At 74.4% G+C, this 14,184-nt stretch carries 13 protein-coding genes; 4 read left to right on the forward strand and 9 right to left on the reverse strand.

The genetic code is table 11. The features are described 5' to 3' along the window. On the reverse strand, nt 1-399 hold a 399-nt coding region (locus tag KVS67_RS00950), incomplete at its 3' end, for a hypothetical protein (protein WP_217564701.1). 136 nt (nt 400-535) lie between these two features. Between KVS67_RS00950 and KVS67_RS00955 the strand changes: the two genes are divergently transcribed. Beyond that, nucleotides 536-781: a superinfection immunity protein gene (locus KVS67_RS00955; protein WP_002854519.1), complete on the forward strand. Its 246-nt coding sequence runs from the start codon at nt 536-538 to the stop codon at nt 779-781. A 16-nt stretch (nt 782-797) separates the two neighbouring features. On the opposite strand, the gene KVS67_RS00960 is transcribed toward KVS67_RS00955, so the two are convergent. Both KVS67_RS00960 and KVS67_RS00965 read right to left on the reverse strand, forming a co-directional pair. Beyond that, nucleotides 798-1,346: a hypothetical protein gene (locus KVS67_RS00960; RefSeq protein WP_049147365.1), complete on the reverse strand. Its 549-nt coding sequence runs from the start codon at nt 1,344-1,346 to the stop codon at nt 798-800. Between the two features lie 59 nt (nt 1,347-1,405). Further along, nucleotides 1,406-3,511 carry an NADPH-dependent 2,4-dienoyl-CoA reductase gene (locus KVS67_RS00965; RefSeq protein WP_217564702.1) on the reverse strand — a complete coding sequence of 702 codons (2,106 nt, stop codon included), beginning with the start codon at nt 3,509-3,511 and terminating at the stop codon, nt 1,406-1,408. 149 nt (nt 3,512-3,660) lie between these two features. Between KVS67_RS00965 and KVS67_RS00970 the strand changes: the two genes are divergently transcribed. The 3 genes from KVS67_RS00970 to KVS67_RS00980 all read left to right on the forward strand — a co-directional run bounded on the left by KVS67_RS00970 (nt 3,661) and on the right by KVS67_RS00980 (nt 5,833). Next, nucleotides 3,661-4,137: an NfeD family protein gene (locus KVS67_RS00970; RefSeq protein WP_020624804.1), complete on the forward strand. Its 477-nt coding sequence runs from the start codon at nt 3,661-3,663 to the stop codon at nt 4,135-4,137. A gap of 70 nt (nt 4,138-4,207) precedes the next feature. Continuing rightward, nucleotides 4,208-5,398, forward strand: coding sequence for an SPFH domain-containing protein (locus tag KVS67_RS00975; RefSeq protein ID WP_063190042.1), 1,191 nt, complete (start codon nt 4,208-4,210; stop codon nt 5,396-5,398). 87 nt (nt 5,399-5,485) lie between these two features. Next, nucleotides 5,486-5,833: an RNA polymerase-binding protein RbpA gene (locus tag KVS67_RS00980; RefSeq protein ID WP_060774975.1), complete on the forward strand. Its 348-nt coding sequence runs from the start codon at nt 5,486-5,488 to the stop codon at nt 5,831-5,833. Between the two features lie 76 nt (nt 5,834-5,909). On the opposite strand, the gene KVS67_RS00985 is transcribed toward KVS67_RS00980, so the two are convergent. The 6 genes from KVS67_RS00985 to KVS67_RS01010 all read right to left on the reverse strand — a co-directional run bounded on the left by KVS67_RS00985 (nt 5,910) and on the right by KVS67_RS01010 (nt 14,183). Beyond that, nucleotides 5,910-6,641 (reverse strand): polyprenol monophosphomannose synthase, encoded by a 732-nt coding sequence (locus tag KVS67_RS00985; RefSeq protein WP_036315073.1) that lies wholly within the window; start codon nt 6,639-6,641, stop codon nt 5,910-5,912. A gap of 90 nt (nt 6,642-6,731) precedes the next feature. Continuing rightward, nucleotides 6,732-7,826 carry a hypothetical protein gene (locus KVS67_RS00990; protein WP_063190044.1) on the reverse strand — a complete coding sequence of 365 codons (1,095 nt, stop codon included), beginning with the start codon at nt 7,824-7,826 and terminating at the stop codon, nt 6,732-6,734. A gap of 19 nt (nt 7,827-7,845) precedes the next feature. Next, nucleotides 7,846-10,836 (reverse strand): RNA helicase, encoded by a 2,991-nt coding sequence (locus KVS67_RS00995; RefSeq protein WP_063190049.1) that lies wholly within the window; start codon nt 10,834-10,836, stop codon nt 7,846-7,848. A 74-nt stretch (nt 10,837-10,910) separates the two neighbouring features. Further along, nucleotides 10,911-11,768 (reverse strand): twin-arginine translocase subunit TatC, encoded by an 858-nt coding sequence (tatC, locus tag KVS67_RS01000; RefSeq protein WP_041103787.1) that lies wholly within the window; start codon nt 11,766-11,768, stop codon nt 10,911-10,913. A 20-nt stretch (nt 11,769-11,788) separates the two neighbouring features. Then, nucleotides 11,789-12,046 (reverse strand): twin-arginine translocase TatA/TatE family subunit, encoded by a 258-nt coding sequence (locus tag KVS67_RS01005; protein WP_002855080.1) that lies wholly within the window; start codon nt 12,044-12,046, stop codon nt 11,789-11,791. A gap of 37 nt (nt 12,047-12,083) precedes the next feature. Then, entirely contained in the window at nt 12,084-14,183 is a 2,100-nt protein-coding gene (locus KVS67_RS01010) for a WYL domain-containing protein (protein ID WP_166437581.1), read from the reverse strand. Between the last annotated feature and the right edge of the window lies 1 nt (nt 14,184).

A 14,184-nucleotide genomic window follows, 5' to 3' on the forward strand; every position in this document is an offset into this window, starting at 1 on the left:
GTTCAGGCGTTCCTCCATGGCGTCGTAGAACGTGCGCAACTCCTGACCTGGAGCAAGCATCGGAATGGGTTCTCTTAACCACTGCACTTCGCTGATGGGGGCTCCGGGCGTTTCGTTGGCCCGGACAGGCTCTGGGGTCAAACTGACCTTGACGTTGTACGCAGGGCGTTGCCCGATGTTTCGGATTACCAGGTCCATGACCCGCCAGCCGATTGGCGACGGTTCCGCAGTCACGATGATGTACGGGCGAGTTGCTTCTCGCTGGGCGGCCCGGGCGATCTGCACCTGGTTCCGGGCGTATAAGGCAGCGGCGATGGCGACCAGAAGGAGTCCGGCGGTCAGCAGGGTGTAGTAGGCAGTCCAGCCCGTGGCCGACATGCCCCAGAAAGTGTCATCCATCGTGTGACCCTCTCACAGGTCGGCCCCCGAAGGGGAGGCGCAGAACGGGCAAGTTGACATAATGTACATTATCGGCGCACTGCGGAACGGTGGACAGGGCGCCCTCCGCGGCGGGTCTCGCGCGTAGCCTGGACCCATGACGATCATGACCGACCAGCGCGACCGCCCCCTGCACGCGACGATCGCCGTCGTCCTGGCCATCGCCACGGCGGGCTACCTGGCTCCATGGGCCGTCGCCGCCGTCCGTGGCCGTTCCAACGTGTGGGCGGTGTTCTGGGTGAACCTGCTCACCGGGTGGACCGTCCTCGGCTGGTGCATCGCGCTGTACATGTCGCTCACCAGCCATCGCCGGCTGCGGTCCTGGGGTCCGCGCGGCCTCTGACCGCGCGGACCGCCCCTCAGGTAAGACGCGCGACGACGGCCCGCACACCGTCTCCCTCGGCGATGAGGCACCGCGGGCCGTCGACGTCCGCCTCGCCCGTCTCCGACAGCTCGACCGGCACCTCGAGCTCCCCCGTCGCATCGGCGCCGATCACGCGGAGGGTGAGATCCGGGGCGCGCGTCTCGAGGTAGGTCCCGGACTCGTCATGCATCTCGAGCCGGGCCTGCGGGATCTCGCCGCGCACGGCGGCCGCGAGGATACGGCGCGCGTCCGGGTCGGTGGCGGCGTCCACGACCCAGCGGTGTCCCAGGACGGAGTGCTCCACCTCGGCCACGACGTCCCCCTCGGCGGGTGCGTCGCCTCGGTAGGCGAACGCAGTCTGGTAGAGCCGGTCCCCCACGCGCACGAGCATCGACTCGACGCCGATCTCGCCGGTGGGATCGTCGAACCGGTACGAGCCGACCTTCTCGGCGGTCACGTCCTCGGGCAGTCCGTGCGCCACGAGGCGGCGGCGGATCCATTCGGGCTTGTCCGGGTCCAGGCGTGCGGTGTAGATGAGAGCCATGCCCCGACCGTAGCCCCGACGTCGCTCGCCCGCGAGGGCCCGCCGGCCGGCGGCGCCGTTCAGCCCTGCACGGCCCGCACGGCGTGGTCCATGGCCCGGTAGGCGTCGAGCTCGCGGGCTTCGGCGGCTCCGCCGATCAGACGCACCGACTCCGGCGCGTAGCCCGCGGCCACCAGGTCCTCGACGAGATCCGTCTCGGACTCCTGCCCGGCGCACACGACGACGTCCGTCACGTCCAGGGTCAGCGCCACGCGGGCCTCGGGGTCCTCCGGGGACGGCGCGGTCACGCGCAGGCCGTCGGGGCCGAGGCCCTCGTAGGTCACACCGGAGTGCAGGTGGACCCCGTGCCGCCGCAGCTCGGCGCGGTGCACCCAGCCGGTGGTGGGGCGCAGTCGGACGCCGATCGGTCCGGGGCTGCGCTGGAGCAGGTGGACCTCGCGTCCGGGGTGGGCCGCGGCCGGCTTCGTCAGCTGGCCCGGCGTCTCCGCGGTCAGGGCCACGCCCCAGCGGGCCCGCCAGTGCTCCTGCGTCTCGGGTGTCCCGTCCGGCCGTTCCGTGCCGGCCGCCAGGGCCTCGGCGACATCCACGCCCACGCCGCCGGCGCCGATCACCGCGACGCGCGGACCGACGTCGACGTGGCCCAGGACCACGTCGTCGTACGCATGGACGGCGGGCGCACCCGGCTCCCCCGTCCCGGGCAGAGCGACGGGCCGGGGCCGCACGCCGGTGGTGAGGAGCACCTCGTCGTAGCCCGGCCGCCCATCGTCCGTGAGGAGTGTCTGTGCGGACACCTCCTCCCCGGTCACGAGCGTCACCCCGGATGCCGCCGCGCGGGCCGCCAGGTGCTCCAGCGCGGGACCGAACTCCTCCTTGCCGGGGATGCGCCGGGCGAGCCGGAACTGGCCACCGGGCTCGGCGTGCCGGTCGAACAGGGTGACCTCGTGCCCGAACCGGGCTGCGCGCTCCGCGGCCGTCAGGCCCGCCGGCCCGGCGCCGACCACGGCGATCCGGCGTCGGCGGCCGAGGGCCACCGGGACGGGCGCGGCGTACTCCGGCTCCGTCTCCCGCCCGGCGCGGGGGTTCATCAGGCACGAGACCTTGGCCCCGGTGAACACGTGGTCGAGGCAGGCCTGGTTGCAGGCAATGCACGGGGTCAGGGTCCGAGCGCGCGGGTCGCTGATCGCGGCCATCCACTCGGGGTCCGCCAGCAGGGGCCGGGCCAGCCCGACGAGCGCGGCGGCCCCGGACGTGAGCGCCTCCTCCGCCTCGGCGGGGGTGGTCAGCCGGTTGGAGGCGATCACGGGGATGTCGACGGCGGCGGTCAGGTCAGCCGAGGCGGCGAGGAACGCGGCGCGCGGCACGGAGGTCACGATGGTCGGCACACGCGACTCGTGCCACCCGATGCCGGTCATCAGGACGTCCGCTCCGGCAGCCTCGAAGGCCCGGGCGGTGTCCGCGATCTCCGCGCGCGTCTGCCCGTCGGGGACCAGGTCCGCCGCCGAGGTGCGCACCGAGAGCACGCCGCGCTCCCCCAGCGCCTCGCGCACGGCCGCGACCACCGCCGCCGGGAACCGGCGTCGGCGCTCGGCGTCGCCCCCGTACTCGTCCGCGCGTCGGTTCGTCGCCGGGGCGAGGAACTGGTTGAGGAGGTAGCCCTCCGAGGCCATGATCTCCACGCCGTCGTATCCGGCCTCCAGGGCCAACGTGGCCGCGCGTGCGAACGCGTTCACGGTCCGCTCGATGTCCGCGGCCGTCATCTCCCGGGGCGTGTGCCGCGAGATCGGCGCTCGCACCGCGGAGGCCGAGACCAGGTCGGGGCTGGGGGCGTAGCGCCCGGCGTGCAGCAGCTGGGCGAGGATCCTGCCCCCGGCGGCGTGGACGGCGTCCGTGACGACGCGATGGGCGCGCGCGTCCTCCTCGCTGGCGAACATCCCCCCGCCCAGCGTCACCGTGCCCTCCGGGACGACGCCCAGGCCGCCGGTGACGATGAGTCCGACGCCGCCGCGTGCCCGCTCCGCGTAGAACGCCGCCAGCTGCGGCAGGTCGTCGTGCCGGTCCTCCAGTCCCATGTGCATCGAGGCCATGACCACCCGGTTGGGCAGCGTGAGGGGGCCCAGAGTGATCGGCTGGAGCAGGGGCGAGACCGCGACGGGTGAAGATGTCATGCAACTCACATTACCGGGCGGTAGCTCCCTCCTTCCAGGACCGCCTGGGGACACGCTGTGTCCAACGCCACTGCGTAGGGCAGGATGGGGATCACACGTCGACGCGCGGCAGACCCGTCCGCGCACCCGACACGGAGGGGAGCGCACGCATGGAGTGGATCGAGGCGAACGCGGGCTGGCTGTGGCTGGTGCTGGCCGCCGGCCTGGCCGGCGTCGAGCTGCTGACCCTCGACCTCGTCTTCCTGATGATCGCCGCCGGGGCCGGCGCGGCGGGAGTGGTCGCGCTCGTGGGCGGCCCGCTGGCGCTCCAGCTCGCGGCGTTCGCCGCCGTCGCCCTGCTGATGCTCGCCGCCGTGCGCCCCGTCGCGCTGCGCCACCTGCGCAAGGACACCGGCGCCGGCGCCTCCTACCTGGACACGCTTCCGGGGCGCCGCGTCGCGGCCCAGGGCGCGATCACCGGCGACGCCGGCACGCTCGCCGTCGACGGCGACACCTGGTCCGCCCGCGTCGAGCCCGGGGCGCCCGAGGTCGCCCCCGGCGACGAGGTGACCGTCCTGCGCATCGACGGGGCCACCCTGGTGGTCCGCCCGCTCCCCCGCATCGACTGGGAGGCGGACGGCGCCTGAGCCGCCCCACGTCCTCGTTCCGACCGCACCGACCGCACCGACCGCACCGACCCCAGAAGAAGGGACCCCGATGGAAACCCTCATCGTCCTCGTCGTCCTCGCCGTCCTCGCGGCGGTGATCGTGGCCTCCTCGGTCAAGATCATCCCGCAGGCGCGGACGGCCAACATCGAACGCCTCGGCAAGTACAACCGCACGGCCGGCGCCGGGCTGACCCTGATCATCCCGTTCGTGGACCGCATGCTCCCGATGGTGGACATGCGCGAGCAGGTCGTCTCCTTCCCGCCCCAGCCGGTGATCACCGAGGACAACCTCGTCGTCTCCATCGACACGGTCGTCTACTTCCAGGTCACGGACGCCAAGGCCGCGACCTATGAGATCGCCAACTACATCCACGCGGTGGAGCAGCTCACCACCACCACCCTGCGCAACGTCGTGGGCGGCATGAACCTCGAGGAGGCGCTGACCTCTCGCGACTCCATCAACTCCCAGCTGCGCGGCGTGCTGGACGACGCCACCACGCGCTGGGGCCTGCGGGTCTCGCGGGTGGAGCTCAAGGCCATCGACCCGCCCATGTCCATCCAGGACTCGATGGAGAAGCAGATGCGCGCCGAGCGCGACCGCCGCGCCGCCATCCTCACCGCCGAGGGCACGAAGCAGGCCGCCATCCTCACGGCCGAGGGCGAGCGCCAGTCCCAGATCCTCTCCGCCGAGGGCGAGGCTCAGGCACGCGTGCTGCGCGCCAACGCCGAGGCCGAGGCGATCGAGGTGGTCTTCGACGCCATCCACTCCGGCGGCGCCGACTCCGAGGTCCTGGCCTACCAGTACCTGCAGTCCCTGCCCAAGATCGCCGACGGCCAGGCCAACACCATGTTCGTGGTCCCCGCCGAGCTCACCCGCGCCCTGCAGGGCCTCGGTGAGGCGTTCGCCCCCGGCGACGGCGACCGCCCCACCCCGGAGCGCGCACCCCGGCGTCGGGACTCCGGGGACCGCGCGGGCGAGCCGGGAGCCGAGCACTCCGGCGTCACCCCGGAGCGCGCGCGTCGGCCGCGTGGGTCCCGTCCCACCACCGCGGACGCCCTGCGCGCCAGCGGCGTCATGGACGCGATGACCGCGGGCGCGGTGACGGCGGAGGACATGCCGCAGACCTCGCTCGACGAGGCCCTGGCCACGCCGCAGGAGATCGAGCCCGACCCGTCGGCCGGCCGCACCCCCGGCACCCGCCCGGCCGGCGAGGCCGACGGGAATGCTGTGGGACACTGAATGGTTCCATCGGTGAGAACGACCCGCCGCGCCTCGATCGGCCCGCGCCCCCGCGCGGGCCTCGGCGCGGCCTGACGAGGAGGAAACGTGAGCGATCGCAGCCTGCGGGGCATGCGCCTGGGCGCGCAGTCCCTGGAGTCCGAGGCCGGCGTCGAGCCCGCCGCCCGGCAGCGGGTGGAGTACCGCACGGAGGACGGCGAGCAGGTGTTCGTGACCTTCTCCGTGGAGGCGGACGTGCCGGCCACCTGGACTTCGAAGACCGGCAAGGAGGCGTTCCTCGTCAGCGGCGAGAAGCCGGCTGAGACCGAGGGCAAGCCCGTGCGCACCCACTGGGACATGCTGCGTGAGCGCCGCAGCCTCGAGGAGCTGGAGGAGACCTACAAGATCCAGCTCAACAAGCTGCGCGCCAGCCGCGGCGAGGAGGTCGACGCCTGACCCGCCGCTCCCCCATGCACGACGGGGCCGGATCCGCCATGGATCCGGCCCCGTCGTCGTTCGGGGGCTGTGCGCCTCACAGGCCGAGGCGGGCGCGCAGGCCCTCCCAGCGCGCGGCCAGGCCCCACCGGGTCACGTTGACCACGGCCTCGCCGATGATGCCGCCGCTCATCTTGGACTCGCCGAGCTCACGCTCCACGAACGTGATCGGGACCTCGACGATCCGCTTGCCGAGGCGGGCCGTGCGGAAGGTCATGTCCACCTGGAACCCGTAGCCCTTGGACTCGATCGCGTCCAGGTCGATCGCACGGAGCGTGTCGGCCCGGTAGGCGCGGTAGCCCGCCGTGATGTCCGTCAGGTTGAGGCCGAGCATGATCCGCGGGTACAGGGAGCCGGCCCACGAGATCATCTTGCGGGAGGTCGGCCAGTTCACCATCTTGCCGCCCGGCACGCGGCGCGAGCCGATCACCAGGTCCGCAGTGCGGACGGCCTCCAGCAGGCGCGGCAGCTGCTCGGGCTGGTGCGAGCCGTCCGCGTCCATCTCGACCAGGACGTCGTAGCCGCGCTCCAGGCCCCAGCGGAACCCGGCGATGTAGGCGCCGCCCAGGCCGTCCTTGGTGGTGCGGTGCAGCACGTGCACGGAGGGGTCCTCGGCGGCGCGGGCGTCGGCCCAGTCGCCGGTGCCGTCCGGGGAGGCGTCGTCCACCACGAGAACGTCGGACTCCGGGACGGCGTCACGGAGTCGGCCGAGGGTCAGCGGCAGCGACTCGATCTCGTTGTACGTGGGGATGATGGTCAGCACGCGCATGTGCGGTTCTCGCCTTCCGGCCGGGGTCGTGGGGGCGGCCCGCCGGTCGGACGGGCCATCGCATCCGTTCGAGTATAGGAAGCGGAGGTCTCAGGCCGGCGTCGCGGCGTCGTGAGCGTCGCGGGCCACGTCCTCCGCGGCGATCCGGCCGTCCACCCAGGTGGCCCGCCAGCGGGGCAGGGCGGTCTCGGCGTCGAGGGCCGGCAGCAGCGGCGTGCCGGCCCGGGTGTCCGTGCTCCACGCCGCCACCCGGCCGTCCGGCGACTGCACAGCGACCGCGTCGGCGTCCCAGACGCCGAACACGGCCGGGGCCGACACGCTCAGGCGCGGGGCGACGGACAGGCGTGCCGCCGGAGCGTCGGGCAGCGCGCGCAGCGGGGTGCGGGTCGCGGCGGCGAAGGCGGAGCGGGCGGAGATGCGCTCGTCCGGGTCGGGGTGGGACAGCGCCGACCGGACGGCGGCCCACGGGTCCCCGGCCGGGCCGGCGCCCAGGCACACGGTGACGGCGTCGGCCAGCAGGCTCGCCACGGGGGCGTGCAGCACGCCGTCCGCGTCGGGGACGACGGTGGCGCTGACCCCGGCGGCGGCCAGGAAGGCGCGGTCCTCGGCGGTGACCGGGTGGGTGACCACGAGCCGATGGCGCACGCGGCCCAGGGCGGCGGTGCCGAGTTCCTCCGCGACCGAGCGCAGGGCGGTCAGGGCCACGTCCTGGGCGGCGGGCCCGGCGTCCGCACCGCCGTTGGGGACGAGGTAGGCCTGCTCCCCCGCCTGGGTCGAGGCCGTCAGGAGGCCGGTGAGCGTGGCGGGGTCGGTGTCGGTCCCGACGGGCAGCCACACCCCGGCCGCCTCGGCGTCCACGCGGTCGGCGTGCCGGTAGACGACGGTCTGGACGTCCTCGTCGGCGGGCGCGGCGCCCGTGTCCTCGGGCCCGGCCAGGACCGTCACGACGGCGGTGCCGCGGCTCAGCGCGTCCCGCGCGTCCGCGGGCCGGGCCAGCGGCTCGACGAACACGGGCACGACGACGGCGCCGTCGAGGTCCCGCCGTTCGTCACCCGGGTCGGCCACGCGGTCCGCGGAGTCGTCCGCGCCGAGCCAGGCGATCATCCCGTCCCGGACCAGCAGCGCCTGTGCGTACGGGTCCGTCGTCGAGTGGATGATGCCGCGGGTCAACAGGTGTGCGCTCACCCGCCCACCCTAGCCCGTGTCAGTCCTCGTCCGCGCGCGGCGCCGAGGCCGCCGGCAGCGAGGTGGCCACGACGCCGCGGGAGACGAGGTCCGCGGCCCGGCGGCAGGCACGGCTGCGACGGGTGTCCCCGGGGACGTTGGCCAGCTGGCCCAGCACGTCGATGACCTGCCGCGCCCAGCGGACGAAGTCGCCCGCGGCGAGGTCCGCGCCGTCAAGGGTGCGGCGCAGGGTGGCGCCCCGCACCCAGCGGTGCATGGGTGCCACCAGCCCGGGGTCCGTCCGGGGCGTCGGCTCGAGCCGGGCCTGGGCCTCGTCCGTGCGCAGGCGCTCCTCGATGCGCTCGGCGGCCTCCGCGACGCGCGCGAGCCGCGGGGTCGGCATCGGGACCAGTCCGGGCTCGGCCTCCCCCCTGCCCTGGTACACGAGCAGCGCGGCGACGGCGGCCCACTCCTCCGGCGTCAAGCCGTCCGTGGCCGGATCCTGCAGCACCAGCGAGGTGAACAGGTCCCGCTCGCCGTAGATCCGGCGCAGGGCCTCGCCGCGCTCCGTGAGCGCCGCGCGGGGCGAGGACGCGTCCTCCTGGACGTAGCCGTAGGCGCGCAGCAGACCGACGACGCGGTCGAACGTGCGGGCGATGGTGTTGGTGCGGCCCGCGATGCGCTCCCGCAGGACGGAGACCTCCCGCCGCATGGCCCACCAGCGGTCGCCCCAGCGGGCGTGCTCCTCGCGGTCCTGGCAGCCGTGGCACGGGTGGCGGCGCAGTGCCCGGCGCAGCTCCTCGACCCGGGGCGCGGCCGGGTCCTCCCGGAGGCGGAAGCCCGCCGTGCGGCGGCCTCCGGCGGGCGGGCGGCCCGTGCGCACGGCCTCGCGCATGAGCGCGGCGACGTCCTTGCGCTGCGCGGGCGTCTTCACCTGCACCACCTGGGGCAGGGCGGCGCCGGCCACCGGCTCGACCGGCCCGGCGACGTCGTCCACCGTGATGCGGCGCAGCTGCGCCTTGTCCGTCACGACGCCGACGCGCGGGTTCTGGAGGTTGCCGGCGGGGAACACGACGACGGCCCGGCCGAGCGCGCGGCCGGCGTCGAGCTCGACGACGTCCCCGACCGCGAGGTTCGCGAGCGAGTCCTTCACGGCGGCCAGGTGGGCCCGACGGCGCCCCTGCGAGCCGGACTTCTCCGCGGCCGCGAGCTCCTTGCGCAGGGTGAGGTACTCGGCGAAGTCGCCGAGGTGACACTGCATGGCCTCCTCGTACTTCTCGAGGCTGGCCTGCTTCGAGCGGACCTCGCGGGCCAGCCCCACCACGGAGCGGTCCGCCTGGAACTGGGCGAACGAGGACTCGAGGATGCCCCGTGCCCGCTCCGCCCCGACCTGTGCCAGCAGGTTCGCGGACATGTTGTAGGTAGGCCGGAACGAGGAGCGCAGCGGGTAGGTGCGGCGCGAGGCCAGGCCCGCGACGGCGGCCGGGTCCAGCCCGGGACGCCACATCACCACGGCGTGGCCCTCGACGTCGATGCCGCGGCGGCCCGCCCGGCCCGTCAGCTGGGTGTACTCCCCCGGCGTGATGTCGACGTGGTTCTCGCCGTTGAACTTGACCAGCTTCTCGATCACCACGGAGCGGGCCGGCATGTTGATGCCGAGGGCGAGGGTCTCCGTGGCGAACACGGCCTTGAGCGCGCCGGCGGCGAACAGGTCCTCGACGGCCTCCTTGAACGGGGGCAGCATGCCGGCGTGGTGGGCCGCGAAGCCCCGGGACAGGCCGTCGCGCCACGCCCAGAACCCGAGGATCTCCAGGTCCTCGACGGGCAGCAGACGCGCCGCCTCCTCGACCCGCTCGGCCACGAGCGCCTTCTCCCGCGCCGTGGTGAGGTCGAGCCCGGCCCGGAGGCACTGCTCCACGGCGGCGTCGCAGCCGGTCCGGGAGAAGATGAAGGTGATGCACGGCAGCAGCCCGTCGCGGTCGAGGGCCCGGATCATCTCTGGGCGCGACGTGGACAGCCGCGGTCCGCGCCGCTGGCCGCCGTCGTGACCGCCCGGCCGACCGGAGACCGGCCGCTCCCGGTCCAGCGCGGAGGAGCCGTTCCGGCCCCGGCCGCCGTCGCGAGTCGTGCGTCGGCCGCCCCTGACCCGGCCCTTCGGGCCGCCCCCGCGCCCGTCGCGGTGCTGCTGCCGCCCGGGCCGTCCCCAGTCCGCGCGCTGGAACCGGCGCTCGGTCTCCTCCCCCAGGCGCTTGAGCTCGGGGTTGAGCAGGGCCTCCCCGTCCCGGTCCGCGGTGTCCTCGAAGGCGATGTCCTCGGCGAACAGGTCGTAGAGCCGGCCCCCGGCCATGACGTGCTGCCACAGCGGCACCGGCCGGTGTTCGGAGACGATCACGGTGGTGGCGCCCCGGACCGTGTCGAGCCAGGCGCCGAACTCCTCGGCGTTGGACACCGTGGCGGACAGGGAGATCAGCTGCACGTGCTCGGGCAGGTGGATGATGACCTCCTCCCACACCGGGCCCCGGAACCGGTCGGCGAGGTAGTGGACCTCGTCCATGACGACGAAGCCGAGGTCGATGAGGGTGTCGGACTGCGCGTACAGCATGTTGCGCAGCACCTCGGTGGTCATCACGACGACGGGCGCATCCGGGTTGACGGAGGTGTCCCCCGTGAGCAGGCCGACGTTCTCCGCACCGTGCACGCGGGCGAAGTCCGCGTGCTTCTGGTTGCTGAGAGCCTTGATGGGGGTGGTGTAGAACGCCTTCGTGCCGCGGGCCAGGGCCAGATGGACGGCGAACTCGCCGACCACCGTCTTGCCGGCGCCGGTGGGCGCCGCGACGAGGACGCCGTGGCCGTCCTCCACCTCGGCGCACGCGCGGCGCTGGAAGTCGTCGAGGGGGAAGCCCACGCGTGCGGCGAACCGGCCGAGCTCGGAGCCGGCGTGGTGCCGGGCCGCCCGGGCACGGGCGTAGCGCTCCGCCGGGCTCAGCTCGGGCTCGTCGTGCGGGGTCGCGGACGCGGGATGGTGGGCCATGGCCCCACCCTACTGGCGGGTCCGGACACCGTCGTGGTCGTGCGTCCGGGCGGGAGGGCCGCCGCGTACGACGCTCAGATCTGATCGAGCGGCTTCGGGCCTTCGGCGAGCTCCGCCTCGACGTCCACCTCGCGCTGCCCCGAGCGGCGGTCACGACGACGGTCCCCCCACAGGCACAGGACGATGGCCACGCCGAAGAGGACGACGAGCGGGATCGCCATGTAGAACATGGAGATGGCGTCCGCACCGGGGGCGGCGATCGCGGCGATCAGCATGATCACGAAGACGGTGATGCGCCAGTGGTGGACGATCGTGCGGCCCGGCAGGATGCCGAGCATGTTCAGTCCCACCAGCAGCACCGGCAGGACCATGGCCACGCCGAACGCGAGGTAGAGACGCGTGACGAAGCTGATGTACACCGACGCCGTCGGGAGGTTCGCGCCGCCCTCGGGAGTGAAGCCCACGAAGAACTGGACGGCCTGCGGCATCACGAGCCACCCCAGCGCGATGCCGAAGATGAACAGGGGCACGGCCGCGGCGATGAAGCCCAGGGCGTACTTCTTCTCGGCCTTCTTCAGACCCGGCACGATGAATGCCCAGATCTGGTAGAGCCAGACCGGGCTGGACAGGATGAGCCCGATGAACATGCTGACCTTGAGCATGAGGTCGAACGGCGAGGCCACCGTGTCATAGGCGACGGCCGCCGTGTGTCCCTGGCTGGCGATCTCCTTGACCGGGCGGAACAGCTCCGCCATGACCGGCTGGTAGACGAGGAAGCCGATCACCATGCCGACGGCGACGGCGAGCGCCGACTTCAGCAGTCGGTTGCGCAGCTCCGTGAGGTGCTCGCGCAGCGGCATCTCGCCGGTGGGGTTGTCCCGCCGCTTCCGGCGGCGCCGGGTGCGGCGGGCGACCTCGTCGACCTCGGTCATCGGGTGGGGGTCCTTCCGGCTCAGCGCGGGTCGCGCGGGTCGGTCTCGTCACGCTCGACGACGCGGCCCTCGACCGGCTCGTCCGCGGCGGTGGAACCGGCGCCGGAGCGCTCGTCCGTGGTGCCCTTGCCCTCGGTGCGCATCTGCTTCACCTCGGAGGAGAAGATGCGCATCGACTGGCCGAGGTTGCGGGCCATCGCGGGCAGCTTCGGCGCCGCGAAGAGCAGGATCGCAAGCAGGATGATGATGACGAGCTGCCAGCCCTGGAGTCCAGCCATGATGAAGGGTCCTTTCGATGGGGTTCCGGGGTCCAGGCTACCGCGCCGGCAGGGCCGCGAGGGCATCGCCCAGCGCGTCCGCCACGGTCGTCCGGAGGTCGGCGGGGGCCAGCACCTCGACGGCGCCGCCGTGGCGTCCGACCAGCGCGGCCGCCACGCCGGCGTCGGTCAGATGCACCCGGGTGAGCCGGTCGCCGTCGGGCAGGTCGGCCTGGGCGTCCGGGCGGTAGCCGGCGGCCGCGTCGCGGACGGGATGGGCCCAGCGCAGCAGCACGGGCACCCCCGCGGCGTCGTCGGGATGGACCCGCCAGCGCGCGGGCTGGGCCCGGGACGCGAACGTCTCCCCCGTGGGTGCGGGCGCGCTGATCCGGTCCACCCGGAACACCCGGTGGTCCTCGGCGCGACGGCACCACGCCTGCAGGTAGAGGCGCGCCCCGTCCTGCACCAGGGCCAGCGGCTCCACGTCCCGCTCGGTGAGGGCGTCGGCATGCACGGAGCGGTAGGTCAGGTGCACGACGGCCCGCTCCGCCACGGCGGCCAGCAGGATGCGCACCGTCGCGGGGTCCACGGCCACGTCCCAGTGGGCGGCGACGGCGACCGGGGGCTCACCGGCGGTGTGCGCCTCGGCCTCCCGGAGGGCGGCGTCGTCCGCGTCGTCCGCATCCGGGGCCCCCGCGTCCAGGACCGCGGCGCGGATCCGGCGCTGGGCGGAGCGGGCGGCCTCGCGGTCGGCGTCGTCCAGCACCGGCAGGTCCGCGACCGTCTGCAGGGCGGCGACGAGGCTGTGCGCCTCGGGGCGCGTCAGCCGCACGGGACCGGCCAGGTCGGCGGCGCGCTCCACGTGGACGCGGCCGGCCACCTCCGCCACCTCGAACTGGAAGCCCGGGAAGTCGCGCTCGGGCATGCCGCAGTAGCGCAGCGTCTCGAGGTCGGCGTCGAGGTGCTCGTCGGTGATGCCGAGGCGGGCGCGCAGCTCCGCCCGGTCCACCCCACCGGCCCGGTTGGCCAGCCCCACGATGTCCAGCAGGCGGCCCACGAGGTCCTCGCTCGAGTCGCGGGCGCGGCGCCGGACGGGCGCGGCGAGCGCCACCTCGAGCAGGGCCGGGTCGGCGGGGCCGGCGTGGGCCTCCGCCGCGGCGGCCAGGCCCGCACGGACGCGGTCGGTCAGGTCCGGGTGCGCGGCCGAGGGCACGGCGCAGCCCAGCAGGCCGCCGATCTCCGCGGCGAGGCCGTCCTCGCGCGGCCCGGCGGGGGCCTCCCAGAGCTCCCAGTCGGGTCCCGGTGCGGCGCCGTCCTCGACGCGGGGCTCGGCCGGCTCACCGACCGCGCGGACGCCCTGACCCCGGCCGGGCGCGAGCCACACCCGGACCCGCTCGGCGTCGGCCTGCCCGGCCAGGCGCGCCACGAGGCCGGCGTGGTCGTGGTCCTCGGGACGGCCGGGGGCGTCCGTCGCCCGCTCGACGCGGCGCGGCTCCCCCTCCATCCGGGTGAGCCGGAAGCTGCGCTCGGCGCCGCGGTCGAGGTCCCAGCCGGTGAGGTACCAGCGGCCGCGCACGAGGGTGAGGAACCAGGCCCGCACGGTGCGCCGGGTGGCCCGCCCCCGCGCGTCGCGATAGGGGAAGCGCAGCACGGCCTCGTCGGCCACGGCCTGGGTGAGGGCCTCGAGCCGGGGGTCGGCCCGGGGCATGAGGGTGTGGTACCCGGCCAGCTCGTCATCGCCCGTGAGGTCGGTGGCCGGCTGGAACAGCAGGCCCACGGCGCGGACGACGTCGGCGCGCAGCGGCGAGTCGCCCCACAGGCGCCGCGCCCGCACGAGGGCGCGGCGCTCGTCCACGGTCAGGTCGAGGTCGCGCAGCAGCAGCGCATCGCGGACGACGCGGTGCCGCACCCCCGCCTCGCCCTCGTCGAAGCCGGCGGGCTCGAGCGTCTCCAGCGGGACCCCCACGGCGCGCAGCACGCGGCGGTCCCGCTGGAAGAGCTTCTCGAAGGCGGCGTCCGTGAGCCCCTCGTAGCCGACGACCTGCCGTCGGATCCGGTCACGCTCGAGGCCGTGCGGCGCCGAGAGCAGCAGCCACAGCAGCGAGATGATGCGCTCGGCGGCCTCGTCGCCGGCGCGCCGCGGGGCGGGTGGGGTCACG

It is taken from the genome of Micrococcus sp. GbtcB5, assembly GCF_019091605.1.
Taxonomy (GTDB): domain Bacteria; phylum Actinomycetota; class Actinomycetes; order Actinomycetales; family Micrococcaceae; genus Micrococcus; species Micrococcus luteus.

What these genes read in the sequence shown, in the direction of transcription:
- KVS67_RS00955 (WP_002854519.1), top strand. Translation starts at nt 536, where the DNA reads ATGACGATCATGACCGACCAGCGCGACCGCCCCCTGCACGCGACGATC.
- KVS67_RS00960 (WP_049147365.1), bottom strand. Translation starts at nt 1,346, where the DNA reads ATGGCTCTCATCTACACCGCACGCCTGGACCCGGACAAGCCCGAATGG.
- KVS67_RS00965 (WP_217564702.1), bottom strand. Translation starts at nt 3,511, where the DNA reads ATGACATCTTCACCCGTCGCGGTCTCGCCCCTGCTCCAGCCGATCACT.
- KVS67_RS00970 (WP_020624804.1), top strand. Translation starts at nt 3,661, where the DNA reads ATGGAGTGGATCGAGGCGAACGCGGGCTGGCTGTGGCTGGTGCTGGCC.
- KVS67_RS00975 (WP_063190042.1), top strand. Translation starts at nt 4,208, where the DNA reads ATGGAAACCCTCATCGTCCTCGTCGTCCTCGCCGTCCTCGCGGCGGTG.
- KVS67_RS00985 (WP_036315073.1), bottom strand. Translation starts at nt 6,641, where the DNA reads ATGCGCGTGCTGACCATCATCCCCACGTACAACGAGATCGAGTCGCTG.
- KVS67_RS00995 (WP_063190049.1), bottom strand. Translation starts at nt 10,836, where the DNA reads ATGGCCCACCATCCCGCGTCCGCGACCCCGCACGACGAGCCCGAGCTG.
- tatC (WP_041103787.1), bottom strand. Translation starts at nt 11,768, where the DNA reads ATGACCGAGGTCGACGAGGTCGCCCGCCGCACCCGGCGCCGCCGGAAG.
- KVS67_RS01005 (WP_002855080.1), bottom strand. Translation starts at nt 12,046, where the DNA reads ATGGCTGGACTCCAGGGCTGGCAGCTCGTCATCATCATCCTGCTTGCG.